The following is a 22,921-nucleotide window of genomic DNA, read 5'->3' as shown; positions in this document are numbered from 1 at the left end:
ATTATATATAATACAATGTTTTTAAAAAATCCACAGTAGCTATACACGGCGTGTACCACGCCGTGTATTATAACATCTCTATTTCTTTATCCATAGTAAGCTCACCGCGTAAGTTCTTTTGCATAAGATAACGCATGTCATGGATGGCTAAATTCTTACTAAGAAGATAGTATAGTTTTGTTAGTGCAGCTTCCACGCTAAGATCTGTTCCACTCACTACACCTACGTTTTTTAACGCATGACCGGTAGTATACCCATCCATATTTACTTTGCCAGACAAACACTGCGTTAAGTTCACCACCAAAACACCACATTTTGTCATCTCTTCAACTACTTGCAAAAACTCTTTATTTTGCGGTGCATTACCAATTCCATACGAACGAAGAATTAATGCTTTAATGGGTTTTTGAATAAAATTACGTAAAAGCGTCGCCGAGATACCTGGATAGATAGTGACTAATCCAATTTCCTGATGCGTAATAGTATGTACCACCAGTTCGCCAATACCAAAAGGAGCCGGAGGGGTGTTAAGAACCCTGATATTCGTTCCTACTTCTAGTAAAGGCGCTAAATTAGGCGAAGCAAAAGCATTTAAACCATTGGCATGGACCTTAGTAGTACGATTTCCGCGATATAGTATATTATTGAAAAATAATGTCACTTCATTAATGGGATATCGAGCCGCAATAAATAGTGAGTTTAGCAAGTTCTGATGACCATCAGAACGCATCTCCGCAAGCGGAATCTGAGACCCAGTCACAATAACAGGTTTTGCTAAGTTTTCTAATATAAAAGAAAGAGCCGAGGCAGTAAACGCCATAGTATCAGTGCCATGTAGAATAACAAACCCATCATAAGCATCATAATGACTCTTAATGTCATCCGCGATTACTTGCCAATCATATGGTGTCATGTCTGCAGAATCAATGAGAGGTTTATACTCATGAAGAGTAAAATGAGGCATCTCTTCCCTATGAAATTCTAACGTATTAGATAGCTGATGTTGTAGATATCCTGAAACTGGAATAAAACCATTTCTGGACTGCTGCATTCCAATAGTTCCACCAGTATAAGCCACATAAATATTTTTTTTTTGCATAGATAAAACTCAAAAATAATAAAATTTTTTCGTATTCATAGTACGAAGCTGGTATATATTCAGGAGAACAGTACGTGAATCTTTAGTGCAGAAAAACGTTACATAATAATTTATTATGTAACGTAAAAGATTATCTGATATCACTACAACTTAGACATAAAGCATAACGATGATTAGGATCTAGTACATTCTCTTCCATTACACCTGGTTGTTTTATTATATCTGAAAGAAAATCTAGTATTGGACGAGGTAACCAAGTCTGCATAACTCTACTTCGAAGATCATTATGTGTAGTACCAGAAAGTTGATCAAAAAAAGCATCTAACATACAAGGTGTATCCTGGTACCATTTTAAATGCGGCACATGTATATGGGATAACTCTACAGCTTTAGAAATAGCATCATCAAAGTCACCAAGATCATCCACTAAACCATGAGATTTTGCATCACGACCCATCCAAACACGACCCTGAGCCACCTCCTCAACATCAGAAAAAGTCTTGTGACGCGCTTGTGCGACTAATCTAATAAAAGTTTGGTAACTATGATTAATACTCAATTCCATAATTTTTTGTGCATCTTCGGAAAGAGGCTTTGTCATAATAATGTCTGATAAGTTTGAAGTCTTGACACCATCAGCATGAACACCAATGGCATCTAGAGAATTCTCTACAGTATGTATTACACCAAAGATTCCAATAGAGCCAGTTAAGGTATTTTTATTGGCGATAATATAATTTGCAGGTGTTGAGATCCAATAACCTCCTGATGCAGCCATACCGCCCATAGAAACCACAATGGGTTTTCCTGCGGCTCGCACAGCTTCTAATTCTGACCGAATAATCTCAGAAGCAGTTACACTACCTCCAGGACTATTAACACGCAGAATAATTGCTTTAATTGCAGGATCAAGACGAGCCGACCGAATTTCTAAGGCAGTCGTTTCACATGAAATATGACCCTGATTTTGTTCGCTATCTGTAATAGCACCGCTAACAACTATCACTCCTATATTTTCCATACCATGACGATCATTTAACTTATAATCATACATCATGATACTATTATAGTTCTTTGTGTGCTCATTCCACCCAAAAATATGAACTAAGTCTTTTTCCGCTAATGCTGGAGAAGCTAATTCATCTACTAACCCACTCTCTTTAGCATACTGCGCAGCATCACCATGAAGTTCTTGTAATTTCGCTATAATATTTTTTTCGCCAGGAAAAATCTGCGTAGTACTGATATTTCTGTTTTGTGCTATAGTTTGAAGATAATTCCGCCATAATTCCCCAACAACCTGACTACTGGAATCACGCGCTTCTTGCGACATGTTATCCCGCAAAAAGGGCTCTACTGCTGACTTATAGGCGCCCACTCGAAATACATACGAGCTAACCTTAAGCTTATTTAACAATGTTTTATAATACATGCTATTGATAGAAAAACCCTGGAGGTCCACTTTACCTTGCGGAGAAAGATAAATCTTATTCGCAAAACTAGCTAAATAATACTGCCCTTGACTATAGTTTACTCCAATCGCAAAAATTGGTTTACCACAATGACGAAATTCCTGTAATGCTTTACCGACATATTCCAGAGAAGGTTGATCTCCACCTATAAAATGACGTAAATCAAGTACTATACCAGTAATATTATCATCATTCTTGGCTTGACGTATGATGTGCACTATATGAAAAAGAGCATTCTCTTTTGCAGATTCACTACGGCATCCTAATAGTTGATGACTAAACTGATTAAAAAAATTATAGTTATTTGCTGGTTGATCTACTATTTTACCATGCAAGTTAATGATCAATGCACCCTTGTGTTTCTCCCCTACTAAATTGATTTTGTCGTTCTGAAACCAAATAAACACACCAATTACTACTAGTAAGATAAAAAGTAAATTTACAATACATTGACGAACTAAAGTTAATCCTCGCCACACTCCAGATAAAATCGTAATTATCACTTGCCATAATACGTGCATAGACTCTCCATTAATGACATTTATATTATCTAGGCCTGAACCCTTATGCTAAGAAGAGAAATCTAATCAATTAAAAATAAACAATACATCACCCGCACAATTTGTATTAATTATGATCTATAACTAATATACATTTCTTTGCATGAAATGATTGATTATAACAGATTTATTATGTTTAGATTATTATCTAATACATTTTTCATATTCTAACTATGCAGACCTTCTAAATAAAATTGTGAAAATCAATACCATAATTCAGAAAAATTTATTGCCGGATATATAATCAGAATCACTCTCTAACTAAAAACTCTGATTATTGTACATCCGATCTTCTTGAACGTGCTACATCTATTAGCATTCACGTATACACGGAACACTGCAATACAGAAAATGATAATCAGTAACCAGTAAGATACCGAAATACTCAATTTATACTACTGCGCAGCACTTTCTAAACGCCACACATAACAAATGAGAACTACAATAAATTTCTATGTTCTGTTAATATCTCTACCAATCTAATCTTGTCTACATATAATCTTGTCTACATAAAAGTCATAATTTTTCTTATACTAACAAGGAATACATAGTTAACGCAATACTCAAAGATATAATCAAGATTCCAAGGGTCTTTTGCTTATTGATACATACTGTATACTAAAAAAATTACCATAACACCCATATTAAGTGTATAATGATACTAAATATGTAGTGATTTTCACTATATCGTGGTACTATAACATCATTATATCTAGTGACGTGCATAGACCAAACGCGGGATGGAGCAGCTTGGTAGCTCGTCGGGCTCATAACCCGAAGGTCGTTGGTTCAAATCCAGCTCCCGCAACCAAACTATCATCACTCTATAATGATGATATCTAAGATACATTTTTTAAAATTTGTCATTCAATGAATTTAATATTGATACGTATATTTTATTTTCTTAATATCGCGTTCATCTCTAAAAAAGCAATATGTATTTATACACTCTCATGAAACTAGGTACATCAATTCAGCATAAAAATTTTTATATAGGTATAGTATAATGCACTAATGATAGTGCATGTGTTCTAAAGACAAGAAGAATTATTCATCCTACAAGAAAAGAATAAATATCTACATACCATACAAAATATTAACTTTGTTCAAAGTATCTTTGCTATCATAAAATAATGGATTTCTTTCTGCGATCCAGAAAAAAAGAATAGTAATGTGATCATCCTAATATGATATCTGTAAGTTACACAATAACGACATCCGTAACAAGTAGACGCTCATTCTATCTAGCATTACTTACAGCTTTTAATTAATAGAAAAATATAAAAAAGTCAATATTTAACACTCTCTATGGTAAGCATACGCCTCAATCATATCGCAAAAATTAGTAAAACATAGTCAGGAAAGGTTGTTAGCATCTAGTGCCTGGATCACAGGAAAGGCATGTACAAAGATGTCGTGTAAATTAAACCCTGCCTTTGCTAAACCACACACAGATAAGAAAAAAACAAAAAACTTCTCATATATAACTGTATAATCCTTTTTAGACAGACACATATAACTCACCATTAATACCCTCTCGATCAAATTTATATCACTGAATGAGATTGCACATATACCATCTATTATATATAATAATATATATATAACAGATTCATCAGCATCGCGTATCGTAAACATATTTATCTTTAATAGATTATTTCAATAAACAGCAAGTATTTCAGATACACATTCAGACATATATAAAATTATATACTCATATTTCATATCATATTCTGCATAAAAACCATTTTCTATACATTCTATAAGTGGCATGTCATTGACGCACACCTCTTCATCATTATCAACAATAGCCTTTGCATACAAAAATAAAAGCATTAATCTATCAACTGCTTAGTGACCATATCATAAATGGCCACTAACAATACAGTACTCGTACAACCATTCGCATGCGTGCACGGTATATAGTTAAAGCTACAAAATACATACATAAAATCAGCAACCTTTTATCAATCTTAAGCACATGAAATCATGTATCTATGAGAAACACTTAATACTACCTGCATAACTACACGCATCACAATACTGAACACATATTAAGGAACATACCAGAAAATATGCCATCTCTATTATAAATTTATGAATTATGCTATCATTAATAACATTGTTAGTATTCCACATAGTGCTTCATTCTATCCTTTTTCTCTTAATAAACATAATGAACAAAAAACTTATTAAGCCATTTTATGTACAATACTCTTGACACATCTATGAAATAGCATAAATATATGTGTAGATCTATCTAGAGATAAATAAAAATAAATATAGAATATAATTCTATTATAGAAAACCATACAGGTGACATGATTTATGAAAATCCCTCTAATATGAGATATGAGATATAGATAAACTCCCCTACACATATAGTCTATAGAAGACTTATGTCGCTCATTTTGCAAATTATGTACAGCTCTTATCTGATGTGGTAATTCGATCCAAAAAGAATGCCTATTTTCTTTCTGATAAGTCACTGACTAGATCATATAGTATCACATGATCATATCATCAATCATCACTATTGTACTTTTATGCAAGGAAAATATTATCATGCAGGAGCTTTCTGCGAAATGGAGACAACGCTTTAGCGGTATATCACGTATATACGGCCAACTTGCGTTGTCACTCTTTGCTCAAAAACATATATGTATTGTAGGGATTGGCGGGGTAGGTTCATGGGCAGCTGAAGCATTAACACGCAGTGGAATTGGTATCCTGACTTTAATCGATATGGATGATATCTGTATCACTAATACTAACAGACAAATTCATGCCACGAAAACCAGTATAGGACAGCCTAAAAATACAATCATGGCAGCACGTATGAGAGAAATTAACCCAGAATGCTACGTACACTGCATTGATGATTTTCTTACCCTTCAAAACATTAATACATTACTAAACCATAAATTCACCTATATCATAGATGCAATTGATAATGTAACAGTAAAGGCAGCACTGGTATCATGGTGTTATTATAATCACATTCCACTAATTACTATTGGTGGGGCTGCTGGGAAAATTGATCCAATGCAAATACAAGTATCAGATTTATCAAAAGCAGTACACGATCCGTTATCTACTGCATTACGCAGGCGACTAAGAGATAACTTTCAAATAATCAAAAACAAAAATGGTGAGCTAAATATTGATTGTGTGTTTTCTGCTGAAACTACATTATACCCACAAACAGACGGCTCAGTCTGTAGATCACGTCATAAAGCTCATACCCTAGAACACCTTGACTGTGACAAAGGATTAGGATCTGTCACCATGGTGACAGCCACATTTGGTTTTATCGCTGCTTCGCACGTTTTACAAGAAATTCTAAAAAACAACCTTTAATAATCTGTTTTTTGCTACTTCCATTTATTTTAAGCCTAAATAAATTAGTGTTTAAATCAAATCTCATGACTTTTTTGTTGTTCTTTAACAGATTGTTATCACATCGTAAAAGTTATTATCATTATTTTTATGGTGATCTCGCTTCTATGAACAATAAGGCATGCATGCTTAACTCCTGACTATAGAAATTAACATGTATCGTATACATATAATTTTACCACCACGTACTATATTTGACCCTGTATTTTCTGCATTTTAATGTACAGGAGTTACTATACATATATAAACATATCATGTTCTGCTAAATATTAAAGACAGTGCGGTTCCTCTACTAACCTATATCTATGATTATATATAAAATAATAATGAACAATCCACAAAATGCCGAATCATCTATAGAACTCATATCGCCAAGAACTGTCAAATGTATATTTTTTCTCACTCTTGCTATTTTATATCCATAGTTAAAAATCTAGCAGAATAAAAATAGACCACGAGTTAATAATATTTATTATATTGCTATTTCTCCATTGAAATACATGAACATCAAGGGATATGTGTACTCTAATTCTTAGTTTTGTTTTTCATATACTCATCCACAATACCGTAAAACAAAGATATTACTACATGCTCCATATTGATCATGATAATGATGATGTTTGATAAGATATTATTTCAAAAAGATGATCAATGGAATTTTTAAAATAGCACGGTCTAATAGACTCTCATAGAGATAATTCTATTAGAGACTCCTCTCAATGACATCTATATACCCTGACTGAGGCAGTCTATATCCATCTAACCAAGCTGCATTGTTATGCATCTTAAGACGGCCTTCTGTAAACCATTTTACTGCTAGAGGATAAATACTATGCTCCTGCTCTTTCACTCGCATCGAAAGAGTATATTCACTATCATTATGAAAAACAGGCACCCTCGCTTGCACAATAACTGGACCTTCATCTATTTTGTCTGTCACAAAATGTACAGAAGCTCCGTGCTGAGCATCACTGTTTTGTATTGCTTTACGATGTGTATACAATCCCGGGTATTTTGGTAACAAAGATGGATGGATATTAAGTATCCGCCCAGAGTAGGATGCAACAATGTCTGCATTCAAAATCCGCATATAACCGGCTAAAATAACTAAATCTGGAGAATACAAATCGACTACTTGCATTAACTCCTGATTAAATATATGTTCTTCTTTATGCAATGGTGCCGGGACTAACACATGAGTAGAAATATGAGCTACACGCGCGCGCTCTATCGCAAATGCTTGACAATTATCGCTTACAACAGCCACTATTCTGCCGAATATTTCCTTTTTTTTACAAGAATTTAAGATCGCCTGAAAATTACTACCGTCACCAGAGACAAGTATCACTATACGTTTCATGGGTGCATTACAACACGATGATGACTATCTGAAGTCTTTATCACGCCAATCTTCCAAGCTACTTCACCGCTTTCATTTAGTATTTTTACAGCCTTGTCTGCTACATTTTTATGTACAATAATTACCATGCCAACACCGCAATTAAAAGTATGATACATCTCAGAGAGATTAATATTTCCTATATCTTGTAACCACTGAAATATTTTAGGCCACTCCCAACTAGACTCATATAATACTGCTTGAGTCTCGTCTGGTAAGATACGTGGAATATTATCCCAAAAACCCCCACCCGTCATATGAGCGATAGCATGTACATCGATTTGTCGTATTAAAGTGCGAATAGCATGAACATAAATTTTAGTAGGGGCCAAAAGATGATCTGCTAACGACTTATCGTTTAAAAAAGTAGTATTTATATTGATATTACTATATTCTAATACTTTATGCACTAATGAATACCCATTAGCATGAAGGCCGTTAGAACCCAGGGCAATTAATACATCACCATCAGTTACCTTACTACCATCAATAATCTCTTTTTTTTCTACCACTCCTACACAAAAACCTGCTATATCATAATCTTGGCCCCTATACATACCTGGCATTTCAGCGGTTTCACCACCAATTAACGCACACCCTGCTTCTAAGCACCCTTCTGCAATACTGCGAATAATACAAGATGCGATATCGACCTTTAACTTACTAGTAGCATAGTAATCTAGAAAAAAGACTGGTTCTGCTCCTACAACCACTAAATCGTTTACACACATAGCCACTAAGTCAATACCAATTGTATTATAGCATTGTGTCTGTACTGCCAGTCTCAGCTTAGTCCCAACTCCATCCGTGCTAGATACCAAAATTGGTTCATGATAGTTTGTTGGCAAAGCACAAAGAGCTGCAAAACCACCTAACCCACTGATCACTTCTGGACGATATGTTTTTTGTGCTATTTTTTTTATACGCTTAACAAAAACATTGCTAGCATGAATGTCTACTCCAGAATCTTTATAGCTTAAAGAATGTATATGAACCACTATGTAATCCTTATCCAATATATATAGATAAAAGTAAACAGAATACAATAAAAATCAGCGCACTATACAGAAAATATGCTCACAGTTTGTCTTGTTCTCGATACCTCTTACAATCAATGCTGCACATATATTATCGCACCTATTTTGGGAACGCAATTAAACAACAATAGAACAAAATAGATGAAATACGTTCATGAATTCCCTGGACTCTCAAAAATATAAAGATATCAAAGTGCTTCACTATTAGATAGTGTATTGACGTTAGTGCGCCTGGTCCCAATTCTCTCCTATACCAATATCTACGCGTAATGGCACGTCCAAATGTATACAACCTTCCATTAAAGCACAAATTTGCATGGAGGCACCTGCTATGGAATGACTCTTCACCTCGAACACTAACTCATCATGTACTTGCATAATCATTCTAAATAATGGAAATTTTTGTTGCGCTAACCATATATCGATCGAAATCATAGCCAGCTTCATAATATCTGCCGCAGTACCCTGCATTGGAGCGTTGATTGCCGCACGCTCAGCTGCTTGACGACGTATACCATTCCTGGCATTAATATCGGGCAGGTACAAGCGACGTCCATGTAATGTAGAGACATATCCTTGTTCCGCAGCTTTTTTACGCGTATTTCTCATGTAATGCAGTACACCGGGATATCGTCCAAAGTAACGATCGATATATATCTTAGCCTCCCCGACTCCAATACACAGCTGACGTGCTAAACCAAAGGCACTCATTCCATAAATCAAACCAAAGTTAATAGCCTTAGCGCTTCGTCTTTGCTCTTTAGTAACCACGGGTAAGTCTACGCCAAATACTTCTGCTGCTGTAGCGCAATGCACATCTTGTTCTTTCGAAAACGCTAACAACAAACCTGCATCTTGTGAGAAATGCGCCATAATACGTAATTCAATTTGCGAATAGTCTGCTACAATGATAGAATATCCCTGAGGTGCGACAAAAGCTTTTCTCACCCGTCGACCTTCATTATTACGTACAGGAATATTTTGTAAATTTGGATTGCTAGAAGAAAGACGTCCCGTGACTGTTACTGTTTGATGATAAGATGTATGCACACGTTGAGTATCTGGATGTATCATACGAAGAAGCTTGTTAGTATAAGATGATTGAATTTTTGAAAGACATCTGTGTTCTAAAATCACTTTTGCTAATGGATAGTGCAGTGATAATTGAGATAACACTTCTTCACTAGTCGATAAATCACCCCCCGGTGTTTTTTTAGTTGACTTTATGCCGTGTTTTTTAAACAAAATGACTTGAAGCTGCTTCGGTGAGAATAGATTAAATGATTCGCCAGCGAATTCATGTGCTTGTAATTCTAAGTTTGTTAGACGAGAACTAATTTCCTTGGAATACTCACTAAGAAACTTTTTATCAATTAAAACTCCATTCTGTTCTATGCGTGACAAAACAGGAACAAGAGGCATATCAATCTCTTCAAAAATGTATTTAAGATCCCTTTTTTGCTCTAACTGTGTCCACATCTTTGTATGTAACTGTAGTGTCACATCAGCATGAATCGCTGCACAATAGTTATTTGACCCAATTAACACCGGATGACAAACTGGCTTATGTCTCTTTTTTCTAACAATATGAGTTAACATTGCCAAATCATAATGTAACCATCTTTCTGCTAATATATACAAATCACGACAATTTCCAATACTATCTAACACGTAAGACTCAAGAAAAACATCAAAACAAAGTCCTTGCAGGTTAATATTATACTTCTTTAAAATCTTGTAATAAAATTTAAGATTACACCCAATCTTTACGAGATTCATATTTTCTAGCACTGGTTGTAGCATTTCTAAAATATAAAAACCATCTAGTTGAGTGGATGAAGTCTTTTTACTAAAAGATACCGGTAAATAAACAGCTTTTCCTAGCATTGTTGAAAAAGACAATCCAACAATATTAGCTGTAAACACATCCAACGAATCAGTTTCTATATAAAATGCACAATATTTACTATTTTTTATATTTTCAATCCAAGTGCTGAATGTAACTTTATCTAGGATATCTAGGTACGTAGTGGGTTCAAACGTATTTATTGCCCCCTTTTTGTCTTCTCGCTCTTTTTCTATTATGATCCTTTTCTCTATAATATGCCATGCCTTACAATGCCAGCGCCACCATGTTTTATTTTCTAAATGAGATAGCCACTGATTGAATTCATATTTTTTTAATAATTCTAGAAGATAAGATAAAGTGGGTGTCGTATAAGTTAACTGATTACTAGTAAGTGAAAGCTGTACATCTGTCTTAATCGTAGCTAGCTCATAGGACAAAAACGCCATACCTTTATTTTTTTCTAGCTTTAGTGCTATATTTTTAGATCCTCTAAATGGTAGCGAAGCCACTTTATCAAGGTTCTTGTAAATAACTTGAATGCCCCCCAAACCCTGTAATAACGCTTGCGCGCTTTTTTTTCCAACACCTGCTACACCTGGTATATTATCCGATGTATCACCAACTAATGCAAGTAAGTCAATGATTAAAGAAGACGGAATACCGTATTTTTCGAAAACCTCTTGAGGCCCCATCATCCTATTATCTATGCTATTAATAATATTAATATTTTGACTAACTAATTGTGCCATATCTTTATCGTCTGTGCTAATTAACACAGTTTGACCCAATTTTTCCGCTTCTAACGCTAGAGTACCAATGACGTCATCTGCTTCAACTCCAGGAATCACTAAAAGAGGCAGACCAAGAGATTTGATGATTTCCTGTAGAGGTTCCAGCTGTATTTGTAATTCGTACGGCATTATTGGGCGATGCGATTTGTATTCTATAAACAATGCATCACGAAACGTTTTACCAGGTGCATCAAATACTACAGCTACATGGCTATGTTGATACTTGAGTAACAAACTCCGCAACATATTTAGCATGCCATACATAGCTCCAGTTGGAAAACCAGAATCAGTTGTAAGACGGGGGCAAGCATGATAAGCGCGATATAAATATGAAGAACCATCTACTAAAATCAAAGACTTTTCTGTAAAATACATCATTAAAGAGCACTCACAACATTCTAGCATTGACTTAAAAATTATCTTCCATCATAAAAATAGATATGCATCTATGTTAATATGTATAACGATGTTTTTTATGATAAATGTATTACATTATATACATACACAATTCTTTAAAATCATTTTTCAGTGTAGTTAGGTGTAATGCATTATTTTCTCTATCAACTATTTCTCATTCTTATAAATATTTATAATAGGAGTGTATAATACAATATTTCTATTTCTGGCACTAAACGTATTCATCTACAATATTCATTGGTGCAAAGATATATCAAACATTACCGATATACTATATGCATATATGTGATCGTATTACTAATATCTAGCTATATTCATTTACCTATGTGAGTTTTTAATATTTACTTTTAGATAAAATACTCATAATATGTAGTAAATATAACATATCAATCTAAGATTATAAATTCATCTAATAATTAATGACTCCATAGTTTTTCGATTGCTTTAAAATTGAGTTACCATTATAATGGTATGCTTTGATAAACATCAAAGCTCTCTGATAATCCATGTCAGATCACATATAAAAATAAGTGCGCCACTCATTACACTATCATCAATAATATTGATGTCATAGATAAAATAGGTACGTAGTACACATGTCATAAAAATTACTTGCTCTAGTATATATGCTACAGCATCATGTCATCCTCACACTGAAGCTCTGTTGCAATTACTATCACAACCTCCACCAGAGAACCACCTGTTAATATATATACCACATCACTCATTGATTTTTCTTCTCTGCTTTACTATCAGAGTTCTGTACTTTAAATGTTACGGAGCCTACACTAGCTATCAATCGCAACAGTCACCCCAATCGAAAAATGCAGTAGACCTCTTTCTAATAAATACAAATAAATACTCTCTATAAAAGATCATAGTCGCTTGCTCATATTTATGCTTTCTATCCTATATTATTAACTCATAGTTAATATGATATTTGATCCATATGCATTATCATATATACAAATAAGCATTAAGAACTGCATTATATTTGTATTGTTTCCTCATTTATTCGCCCTTTGTTACTGGAGTTCTCTGATTGTATACTACAAGCATCAGTATAATTCCTGCAATACACATCGGCACTGAGAGAATCTGTCCCATACTAATACCATAGAATAAACCAATCTGCTGGTCGGGTTGCCGAAAAAATTCGACAAAAATACGAAAGACACTATATAGTATTAAAAATAAAGCAGAGACAGCACCAACAGGACGTGGTCGATGGAAAATAAAGAAATGCAATACAATAAATAAAACAAAACCTTCTAGAAATGCTTCGTACAACTGCGAAGGATGACGCGGTAAGACTCCATAAGTCACGATCATCTGTTGCCATTCTGGATCATTTGCGGCTAACTTAATGTCTTCGCTATACGAGTTTGGAAATAACATCGCCCAGGGTAAATTAGGATCCACTCTTCCCCATAATTCACCATTAATATAATTACCTAAACGACCCGCACCTAAGCCCAATGGAATCAGCGGCGCTATAAAGTCAGAAATGACAAAAAAATTACGCTGAGTACGATGAGAGAATATCCACAGAGCTATTATAACACCTATGAATCCACCATGAAATGACATTCCACCTTTCCAAACGTGAAAGACATATAAAGGATTATGGAGAAATACAGGAAAATTATAGAATAATGCATAACCTAACCGACCTCCGAAAACCACCCCTAGAAATCCTGAATATATTAAATCATCCACCGCGTCCTTATTCCAAATTCCACCATATTTATGAACTCGACGTCTTGCGATCCATCGTACTAAAATAAAACTAATCACATACATCAACCCATACCAGTGTAATGATACTGGTCCAATGGAGGCAATAACTGGATCAAATTGAGGAAAGACTAGATAAGCATGATGCATTGCACTATGATATTACCATTCTGTTATAGTTAGTGTTTACGTATGATCCCTATAATAAATAACCACCTTAAGTATAAAGTAATGTACGCACACACATCTATCATACTTTTGAGGAGTACATTAAATAACGGCAGATCAATTTAAAACTTACACGCAAGAAGACACTCTCTTTTTTAACATCTTATCACTATCAATCAACCAAATAACTTAAAACTTTTCTCCTATAAGAAAGTAATTGCATTAGGTACTAGAGGGTCTTTGTTGATTACTTGTACTCCATGAGTGGTACCAATGAGTGCTACATCCGCTCCTCTATTGGCAAATAATCCGACTGTCACAACACCAGTTAAAGCATTGATAGCTTTTTCTAGCTGAATAGGATTACTCATATTAAGATGATGTACATCGAGAATAATATTCCCATTATCAGTAACAACATTCTGACGATACTTTGGACTTCCACCTAACCTAACAAGCTGACGAGAAACATAGGCACGTGCCATAGGAATCACTTCCACTGGAAGAGGAACACGCCCTAATATATTAACCTGTTTAGAAGAATCGACAACGCAAACAAAGCAATCAGAAACCGCTGCAATAATCTTCTCTCGAGTTAAAGCCGCTCCTCCTCCTTTAATCATTTGTAACTGATTATTTATTTCATCCGCACCATCAACATACAGAGAAAGAATATTAACATCATTCAGATCAAAAACAGGAATACCGTATGCTTGTAATCTTGCGCTTGATGTCTCTGAACTAGACACCGTGCCAATAATCTCATTCTTAATCGAAGCTAATGCATCAATAAAATATGCAATAGTTGAGCCAGTACCCACACCAACAATAGTGCCTGACATCACGTATTCTAATGCAGCCCAACCAACTTTCTTTTTTAAGTCATCATGCATTATGATAGATTTCCAACTTCTACTGATATACTTGATCTTGAACATCATATTAAAGAGAGCTGAGAAAACTTGAGGAATACCTCTGTTAAGATTACCTCAAATGACATTATGCTAAACTATGTGCTTATCTTGTATACAAAAAATACAAGAAAAATATGTTTCTGGAAAATCATCTTTTACACAACAGTGACTTCGAATCTCATCAATTAAAATTGATACCGCACAATATAAAAAAGACATACGACAAATCACACCAGAGACCTCTATATATTATACCGTACTATCTCTAAATATCCAAGAGACTCATGACCATACAACCGATGCTATGAATAGTGCATATTATAGCATCTAGTTAGAAAATAATCACTATTACACCCGCGTTCTATGCGGACAAAAAATAACCACATGATATGTCTACAATCATGCTCGCTAAGATATAAAATCACTATATTTAATTTTATATGAAGTGTGTGAATCACATTACTCTATATTATTTTATTATGGGCTGTATATAGTTACATACGCATACATTTAGTATGCAACGCCTTAACAGCTATCGAAGAGAGATTGCAAAATAAAGAAAAGGTGGTAGCAGCTTATGAAATATGACCCAGCAGCCATCACAATATGAAGTCTTTTACATAATACGCATTGTTCTGCAGTACACGAAAAGATAAAATATCAGTAATATAATCTGTATCTGTCATATATTTGGATAAAAACTATTCTAGAAAATTTAGCACGTATGATATAAATCAACTGCCTTATTAAATACCTCCTTATGTTTCATCAAAAATGCAAAGATGACATACGCATCCCGTAGCTGCAATATGAATATTAAAAAATCTATACTTAGAGTATCTTTTATCTTTAAAAGTATAGATGATGTCTATGAGTTAGGCAAGATCTAATATCTTACATCATATGACATATGAGGGTATCTGAATATGTCAGAATACTTCTCTATAATATAGCTATAGCAAAATATTCTAAAATTCACGTTTGCTCTTCATCCCAAAGACAGCCAATCATATGACCAAGTATTTGAAAAATAGCAACTTCTTCTTATTTCCCCCAATTTTATTTTTATTTTTATATCAAGCGTACGAAAACTCACAAAAATGTTAAAATTATTCATGATTAAATTCTGTTACTTTATAGAGCTCTATACGCACCATAAAACAGAATATTACAACTATCTATATCACCGGAGGTTTTGTATTGACACGCAATAACGACGAGCGCTGGATGCATCATGCTATCGTGCTTGCATATTACGCTCAAAATCAAGGCGAAGTTCCTATTGGCGCAATATTAGTGCTGAATAATAAAGTAATTGGTAAAGGTTGGAACCAACCTATTGAGTCTCATGATCCCACAGCACATGCTGAAATCATAGCATTACGACAGGGTGGGAAAGTTCTACGTAATTATCGTCTCACAGAGTCTGTGCTCTATGTCACTCTTGAACCTTGTGCTATGTGTGCTGGTGCAATAGTTTATAGTCGTGTTAGTCGACTGGTATACGGAGCTCGTGCTTCTAAAGATGGTACAATAAATACCTGTCTGCATACATTACGAGATACAAGAACAAATCATCATGTTCAGGTTAACGGCGGTGTGCTTAAAACAGAGTGCTCTAATATACTTACTCACTTTTTTTATCAGAAAAGAGCAGAAAAAAGGATTCACGGCAAAACCATTCTATCTTAATTTAATCTACTGTCATCTGACATCAGTCAATATTCTATTATTCATCTAAAAATCGATGTATATAGTGAAAAAAAGTAATGATATTATATAACTTATATATTGGTCAACCATAATCCTATATGCACCTTGTATAGGATAGCATTTTATTAATACAAAAACGTGTACTATAGTTACACATCGAGTTATCAAAATGTCCATCGATATCTGATATATACATATAAAATTGATAGTGACGTATCATTTGCATATCATCACTGCGCACATATGTTAATATTTTAATGTTAAACTATCTTTATAAAAATAAAATTTTATTAAAATAAATAAGATGAACATGAATCACATCAAGGGTGAGATGAAATGTAGCTCTATCTTCAAGTATCAACAAAAGCATAATATCCATATTGCTACAATTCCAATAATTATATTGAATAAGAACCGAAGGGAATAGAATTCATTATTCTTATTAAGATAAATTTTATATTTATTCATACTATATCGATGGTTTTTTAGAATCAGGGTGATTCTTAAGACTAAAAATCCCTATATAGCTATGTTATGTATAGATGCAGATAGTTAAGAAATGATGCCGCGAAGGCACTATTTTTTTACATATTCCCCAGTAAATGAAGTATATTACCAATAAAGAATAAGAAGAAATATATCAAGCGTGACCCGTATATGATATATTAAATAGGATCCTAAGAGACTTATAGATCAACTTAAAATCAATGAATATTTTACGAAAATATATTACATTCATATTACAGGCTACACCCAGTCTATCTACTATCAATTACTAGTGCGTAATACTTTGTATTATATCGCCATACACATACAATACTTATTTTGTAATAAAAATATTTTGCTGTCTTGTTATATATAATATTTTGTAAATTATGCTATGCTGTTAGCAGTAAAAAACACCAACTAAAAATTTACAATGATATGGATGGGAAAAACTTGTGTTCTAAACTCAAAAGAGCCTTTCATTCAAAATAAAAAACAAAACGATTCAATTACCTCTAAAAAGATTTACTCGGATACTTATCACTATCACATGTATGCATGTGAATCACATAGTAACGTAAAATTAGTAAAATAGATAATCTCTCACGAGATATCTTTATGAGATATCCAAAAAGCACCTAAGTAACAACGTCCTAGTAGTTTTATTTTATTGTAATATCGACTCCAATCTTTATCCAAATTTTTATCTTTTTATTGGTGAAATACTAAATGGTTTATATATGTCCCTGCGACAACTTACATCCATAAAATTTCATACACTTATTTTAAAAAAAAGAAACGGTCATAACAATCTGTATTTCCTAAAATCTAGTAAATATAGCCACCTATTGGCGCTAAAAATTATAGAGACCTTTCATGATGATGGAAATACTGCGTGGTCCACCCGCACTGTCGGTCAGTAGGATTAGAGCGTTACTCAATAGCTTTCAGATAGAAAATCTCCCAGTGCGTAATATTTATGCTGAGCATACTCATTTTGTAGATATCAGCGAACCTTTGAAGCACGATCAAACCATTCTACTAAAGCGTCTCTTACAATATGGTCCTACTCGAGATCAGTACATCCCAGAGGGTCGAGTATTGCTTGTAGTTCCACGACCTGGTACCCTCTCGGCATGGTCTTCCAAAGCAACTGAGCTTGCCCACAACTGCTCATTAAATACCGTTAAACGCATAGAGCGTGGAAAAAAATTCTATATCACATCTGAACCTTTAAGTGAAAAACAATGGAAAAAAGTAGGTACATTCCTTTATGATCGTATGACAGAAAGCATCTTCACTGACCTACAAGAAGCTAATGCCTTATTTATACATCAATACCCAAGACCTCTAGAATATATTGATATACTGTATGGAGGGAAAGAAAAACTAGTACAAGCTAACATAATGCTTAATCTTGCACTTTCAGATAGCGAAATTAACTACCTCATGACAGTGTTTCAAGCCCTTAAACGAAATCCAACAGATATAGAAATCTATATGTTTGCACAGGCGAACTCTGAGCACTGTCGTCATAAAATCTTTAATGCTGACTGGATCATTGATGGAAAGAAAATCAATACATCACTCTTCAAAATGATTCAACATACCTTAAAAGCCACTCCAGATTATATTCTTTCAGCTTATCAAGATAATGCAGCAGTAATGGAGGGATTTACAATTGGCCGCTTTTATGCTAATCAAAATGGTTTCTATACCTTTCATCAAGAAAAAACACATATTGTTATGAAGGTAGAAACACATAATCATCCAACAGCTATTTCCCCATGGCCAGGAGCAGCTACGGGTTCAGGCGGTGAAATTCGTGATGAAGGTGCCACTGGGCGCGGAGCTAAACCTAAAGCTGGATTATCAGGTTTTTCCGTATCTAACTTGTGTATTCCAGGATTTAAGCAACCATGGGAAGAAGATTTTGGTAAACCAAACAATATTAGCAGCGCGTTGGATATCATCATTAATGGATCATTAGGCGGATCTGCATTTAATAACGAATTTGGTCGGCCAATTATTAGTGGATACTTTCGCACTTATGCAGAACGCATTCAAAGCCATAATGGTTATGAAATACGTGGCTATCATAAACCAATCATGCTTGTGGGTGGCATTGGAAATATCTATGCGGATCATGTAAAGAAACGCCAAATTATGGCAGGCGATAAAATTATTATTTTGGGTGGCCCGGCGATGAAGATTGGTGTAGGTGGAGGCGCGGCTTCTTCAGTGACCACCGGACAGTCTAGCGCAGATTATGATTTTTCATCCGTACAACGTGACAACCCAGAAATGGAACGCCGATGTCAGGAAGTAATTGATCGTTGTTGGCAATTGAGGGAAAATAACCCTATTTTATCGATTCACGATATAGGTGCTGGTGGAATTTCTAATGCGTTACCAGAAATGCTACACTATGGTCAGTGCGGCGGTGTATTTAACTTACGTAACATTCCTAGCAATGAAAAAGGTATGAGCCCATTAGAAATATGGTGTAATGAATCACAAGAACGATATCTGATAGCAATTTCTAGTGACCATTTATCACTCTTTGATATGATATGTCAGCGTGAGCGTACACCATATTCCGTGATCGGCGAAGCTACTGCAGATAAACACCTATTACTTTTTGACAACTATTTTAATACAACATTAATCGACATTCCCATGCATTTCCTTTTGGACCATACGCTAAAGCTTACGCGTACTGTCTCTAACTCAAAAGTTAAACACATACCGCTAGTATATAATCATATATCTCTTTCTGATGCAGTATATCGCGTACTACATTTACCTACAGTAGCAGAAAAAACATTCTTAATTACAATTTGTGATCGTTCTGTTGGAGGGATGGTAGTTCGTGACCAAATGATTGGCCCATGGCAGATTCCTGTTGCTGACTGCGCAGTAACAAGCGCTAGTTTAGCGCGCGATTGTTATTACGGTGAAGCGCTCGCTCTAGGAGAACGCACCCCAGTCTCCTTAATAAACTGTGCCGCTTCTGGCCGCTTGGCAGTTGGCGAGGCGCTTACTAACCTTGCAGCAACACAGATTGGCACAATAAATCGAGTAAAGTTATCAGCAAACTGGATGGCAGCCAGTTGTCATCCTGGCGAGGACGTTGGTTTATACGAAGCAGTTAACGCAGTAAGCAAGGAATTATGTCCAGCACTCGGCCTTACTATTCCAGTAGGAAAGGATTCTATGTCTATGAAAACACGCTGGAATGAAGATAATGAAGAACATGCAGTCACCGCTCCTTTATCTCTAGTAATTACTGCATTTGCACGCGTAGAAGATATTCGTAAAACTGTAACACCACAACTCAAAACTTGCGATAATGTCCTCCTTCTCATTGACCTTGGTAATGGGCACAACGCACTTGGCGCTACGGCTTTATCACAGGTTTATCGTCAGTTAGGAGACCAACCTGCAGACATTAGAGATGTACAACAATTAGCAAATTTTTGGAAAGCTATTCAAACATTACTATCTAAAAATCATATACTGGCCTATCACGATCGTTCAGACGGTGGGCTACTCGTTACATTAGCAGAAATGGCTTTCGCAGGTCACTGTGGTATTGAGATCGACATTACCACAATGAGTAATGATATCCTTTCCGTCTTGTTTAATGAGGAGCTAGGCGCGGTCATTCAGGTAAGATCTGTCGATCTAAAAGCGGTACAACAAGTGTTAGAAGACTATCAACTACTGTCCTGTATACATATACTTGGCAAGGCTGCTCCAGGTGACCGATTTATCATCTCGCGGAACCAATCAATAATATACGATCATAGTCGTATATCGCTACGTCTCTGGTGGGCAGAAACTACTTGGAAAATACAACGTATGCGAGATAATCCTACATTTGCAGATCAAGAACATACACGTAAAATGGATAACAGAGATCCAGGACTGAATGTGACCCTCACCTTTGATCCGCAAGAAGATATCGCTGCGCCATTTATAGCGAACAGCCCTCGACCAAAAGTAGCAATATTACGTGAACAAGGGATTAATTCTCATGTTGAAATGGCAGCGGCTTTCCATGAAGCTGGTTTTGACGCTATTGACATGCATATGAACGATTTACTATCAGGGTCGCGTAGCTTAAAAGACATCCATATGCTAGCCGCATGTGGAGGTTTTTCCTATGGCGATGTGCTAGGAGCGGGCGAGGGGTGGGCAAAATCCATTTTGTTTCATCATCGCCTGTATGATGAATTTTCAACATTCTTCCAACGTCAACAAACTTTAGCACTAGGGGTATGTAACGGATGCCAGATGCTATCTAATTTAAGAGAGCTCATCCCAGGAAGTCAAGATTGGCCTCGTTTTGTACGTAATCAATCGGAATGCTTTGAAAGTCGATTTAGTCTTGTGGAAATATCAAATAGCGCCTCTCTACTTCTAGAGGGGATGATTGGCTCCAAAATACCTATTGCAGTGTCACATGGCGAAGGATACGCAGACATCTCTCACAACATACAACTCCAAAACTTAGAAAGAAAAAAATTGGTGGCAATACGTTTTATAGATAACTTTGGTAATGTTACTGAACAGTATCCGTTTAATCCCAACGGTTCACCGCATGGAATTGCAGCAGTCACCAATGAGAGCGGATGTGTTACAATTATGATGCCACATCCAGAGCGGGTCTATCGGACTATTACTCATTCATGGTATCCAGAAAAATGGGGAGTCGATGGTCCATGGATGCGTGTATTTCGTAACGCTCGTAAACAATTAGGTTGAATTAGAGAATCTCTATATAGAATACAAAAAGTATATATTGCATGTTTAAATAAACACTAATATCAATATCTTAATATTATTTAAAATCGCAGCAATAATGGATGTTATCCTATTTATATTACAAAACAAGCAATCTATACTACCTATTATCTAATACAAAAACGTTATCAAATACATCATTCACTATTATTTTTCATTCCGAGCATGTAATCTTGTTCTTTGATCAAGATCATTTCTTTTAACTAAAGAGGATTTTATGGTAAAAATTCGTTTAGCACGTCATGGCGCAAAAAAGCGTCCATTTTATCAAGTCGTTGTTACAGACAGTCGCAATGCACGCGATGGTCGTTTTATCGAACGAGTGGGATTTTTTAATCCAATCTCTGCTGGTTATGCCACTCCCCTGCGTTTAGATATAGACCGTATTGATATTTGGGTAAAACAAGGCGCTGTTCTATCTAACTGTGTCAAAAAACTCATTAAAAAAGCAAAAAAACATAATCATATATTGCAAGCTTCTACATGAAAATACCACTCCCGCAATGGGTTCCAGTTAATTCATTGATTATAGGTATCATGGGTGCTCCATATGGTACGCATGGTTGGCTCAAAGTATGTTCTTATACTGAAGTCAACACTAATATTTTTAGGTATTATCCCTGGTTTGTGAAAATAGCAGATAAATTGGATATTATAGAAGTAGCGCGATGGAAGACATACAACCAGAAAATAGTGATCAAGATTAAAGGTATAGATTACCCTGAAATCGTAAGGGAAAAATTAACCAATCAGGAAATCATCATACATACCAACCAACTTCCTCCTCTGTCGGAAGGGGAATACTATTGGAAAGACCTCATAGGATGTCAAGTTATTAATATTAAACATATTGTGTTGGGTGTCGTGATTCAGATACTCGAAACTGGTTCAAATGATGTGCTGATTGTACAGACGAATTTAAAAGTGCGTGGTAGAATGAAAGAAATATTAATTCCCTTTCTTCATAACAAGGTGATTAAAAATATAGATCTTGCGAATCAGATAATTTATGTACATTGGGATAAATAATTCTGAAATCGTAATTTGACAACTTTATATCAATGTTATTTT

General features: G+C 35.1%; 13 protein-coding genes and 1 tRNA gene. 6 read left to right on the top strand and 8 right to left on the bottom strand.

What is annotated here, in order from left to right; genetic code table 11:
* Positions 1-67: 67 nt before the first annotated feature.
* Together ansA and sppA are read right to left on the bottom strand one after the other, a co-directional pair.
* Positions 68-1,099, bottom strand: coding sequence for an asparaginase (gene ansA / locus ERCILAFE3058_RS00120; protein WP_157989483.1), 1,032 nt, complete (start codon positions 1,097-1,099; stop codon positions 68-70).
* 130 nt (positions 1,100-1,229) lie between these two features.
* The gene (gene sppA / locus ERCILAFE3058_RS00115) at positions 1,230-3,092 is read right to left on the bottom strand and encodes a signal peptide peptidase SppA (protein WP_157989482.1); all 1,863 of its coding nucleotides are present in this window, start codon (positions 3,090-3,092) and stop codon (positions 1,230-1,232) included.
* 773 nt (positions 3,093-3,865) lie between these two features.
* Between sppA and ERCILAFE3058_RS00110 the strand changes: the two genes are divergently transcribed.
* A tRNA-Met gene (locus ERCILAFE3058_RS00110) sits at positions 3,866-3,942 on the top strand.
* A 545-nt stretch (positions 3,943-4,487) separates the two neighbouring features.
* Here the strand turns inward: ERCILAFE3058_RS00110 and ERCILAFE3058_RS00105 are convergent.
* Entirely contained in the window at positions 4,488-4,646 is a 159-nt protein-coding gene (locus tag ERCILAFE3058_RS00105; RefSeq protein WP_157989481.1) for a hypothetical protein, read from the bottom strand.
* Between the two features lie 1,050 nt (positions 4,647-5,696).
* Here ERCILAFE3058_RS00105 and tcdA point away from each other — a divergent pair.
* Positions 5,697-6,491, top strand: coding sequence for a tRNA cyclic N6-threonylcarbamoyladenosine(37) synthase TcdA (gene tcdA / locus ERCILAFE3058_RS00100; protein WP_157989480.1), 795 nt, complete (start codon positions 5,697-5,699; stop codon positions 6,489-6,491).
* A gap of 742 nt (positions 6,492-7,233) precedes the next feature.
* Here tcdA and purN read toward each other — a convergent pair.
* The 5 genes from purN to rpiA all read right to left on the bottom strand — a co-directional run bounded on the left by purN (position 7,234) and on the right by rpiA (position 14,824).
* Positions 7,234-7,890: a phosphoribosylglycinamide formyltransferase gene (gene purN / locus ERCILAFE3058_RS00095; protein WP_157989479.1), complete on the bottom strand. Its 657-nt coding sequence runs from the start codon at positions 7,888-7,890 to the stop codon at positions 7,234-7,236.
* A complete protein-coding gene (gene purM, locus ERCILAFE3058_RS00090; RefSeq protein WP_157989478.1) occupies positions 7,887-8,927 on the bottom strand; it encodes a phosphoribosylformylglycinamidine cyclo-ligase in 1,041 nt (346 codons plus the stop codon). The genes purN and purM overlap by 4 nt, the downstream gene beginning before the upstream one ends.
* A 261-nt stretch (positions 8,928-9,188) precedes the next feature.
* Positions 9,189-11,984 carry a DNA polymerase I gene (gene polA / locus ERCILAFE3058_RS00085; RefSeq protein ID WP_157989477.1) on the bottom strand — a complete coding sequence of 932 codons (2,796 nt, stop codon included), beginning with the start codon at positions 11,982-11,984 and terminating at the stop codon, positions 9,189-9,191.
* Between the two features lie 1,050 nt (positions 11,985-13,034).
* Entirely contained in the window at positions 13,035-13,910 is an 876-nt protein-coding gene (lgt, locus tag ERCILAFE3058_RS00080; protein WP_157989476.1) for a prolipoprotein diacylglyceryl transferase, read from the bottom strand.
* A 221-nt stretch (positions 13,911-14,131) separates the two neighbouring features.
* Positions 14,132-14,824 carry a ribose-5-phosphate isomerase RpiA gene (gene rpiA, locus ERCILAFE3058_RS00075; RefSeq protein ID WP_157990030.1) on the bottom strand — a complete coding sequence of 231 codons (693 nt, stop codon included), beginning with the start codon at positions 14,822-14,824 and terminating at the stop codon, positions 14,132-14,134.
* A 1,218-nt stretch (positions 14,825-16,042) separates the two neighbouring features.
* On the opposite strand from rpiA, the gene tadA reads away from it, so the two are divergent.
* From tadA to rimM, 4 genes are all read left to right on the top strand, one after another.
* Positions 16,043-16,534, top strand: a complete 492-nt coding sequence (gene tadA, locus ERCILAFE3058_RS00070) for a tRNA adenosine(34) deaminase TadA (RefSeq protein WP_157989475.1) — start codon at positions 16,043-16,045, stop codon at positions 16,532-16,534.
* 1,386 nt (positions 16,535-17,920) lie between these two features.
* Positions 17,921-21,811, top strand: a complete 3,891-nt coding sequence (purL, locus tag ERCILAFE3058_RS00065; protein WP_157990029.1) for a phosphoribosylformylglycinamidine synthase — start codon at positions 17,921-17,923, stop codon at positions 21,809-21,811.
* Positions 21,812-22,067: 256 nt separating this feature from the next.
* The gene (rpsP, locus tag ERCILAFE3058_RS00060) at positions 22,068-22,337 is read left to right on the top strand and encodes a 30S ribosomal protein S16 (RefSeq protein WP_157989474.1); all 270 of its coding nucleotides are present in this window, start codon (positions 22,068-22,070) and stop codon (positions 22,335-22,337) included.
* Positions 22,334-22,879: a ribosome maturation factor RimM gene (gene rimM / locus ERCILAFE3058_RS00055; RefSeq protein WP_157989473.1), complete on the top strand. Its 546-nt coding sequence runs from the start codon at positions 22,334-22,336 to the stop codon at positions 22,877-22,879. Before rpsP ends, rimM begins: the two co-directional genes overlap by 4 nt.
* Positions 22,880-22,921: the final 42 nt, after the last annotated feature.

This window comes from Candidatus Erwinia haradaeae, from assembly GCF_900698955.1.
Classification (GTDB): domain Bacteria; phylum Pseudomonadota; class Gammaproteobacteria; order Enterobacterales; family Enterobacteriaceae; genus Erwinia_E; species Erwinia_E haradaeae_G.
This window is presented reverse-complemented; position numbering and strand designations above follow the sequence as displayed.

What these genes read in the sequence shown, in the direction of transcription:
- ansA (WP_157989483.1), bottom strand. Translation starts at nt 1,099, where the DNA reads ATGCAAAAAAAAAATATTTATGTGGCTTATACTGGTGGAACTATTGGA.
- sppA (WP_157989482.1), bottom strand. Translation starts at nt 3,092, where the DNA reads ATGCACGTATTATGGCAAGTGATAATTACGATTTTATCTGGAGTGTGG.
- ERCILAFE3058_RS00105 (WP_157989481.1), bottom strand. Translation starts at nt 4,646, where the DNA reads ATGTGTCTGTCTAAAAAGGATTATACAGTTATATATGAGAAGTTTTTT.
- tcdA (WP_157989480.1), top strand. Translation starts at nt 5,697, where the DNA reads ATGCAGGAGCTTTCTGCGAAATGGAGACAACGCTTTAGCGGTATATCA.
- purN (WP_157989479.1), bottom strand. Translation starts at nt 7,890, where the DNA reads ATGAAACGTATAGTGATACTTGTCTCTGGTGACGGTAGTAATTTTCAG.
- polA (WP_157989477.1), bottom strand. Translation starts at nt 11,984, where the DNA reads ATGATGTATTTTACAGAAAAGTCTTTGATTTTAGTAGATGGTTCTTCA.
- lgt (WP_157989476.1), bottom strand. Translation starts at nt 13,910, where the DNA reads ATGCATCATGCTTATCTAGTCTTTCCTCAATTTGATCCAGTTATTGCC.
- purL (WP_157990029.1), top strand. Translation starts at nt 17,921, where the DNA reads ATGATGGAAATACTGCGTGGTCCACCCGCACTGTCGGTCAGTAGGATT.
- rpsP (WP_157989474.1), top strand. Translation starts at nt 22,068, where the DNA reads ATGGTAAAAATTCGTTTAGCACGTCATGGCGCAAAAAAGCGTCCATTT.
- rimM (WP_157989473.1), top strand. Translation starts at nt 22,334, where the DNA reads ATGAAAATACCACTCCCGCAATGGGTTCCAGTTAATTCATTGATTATA.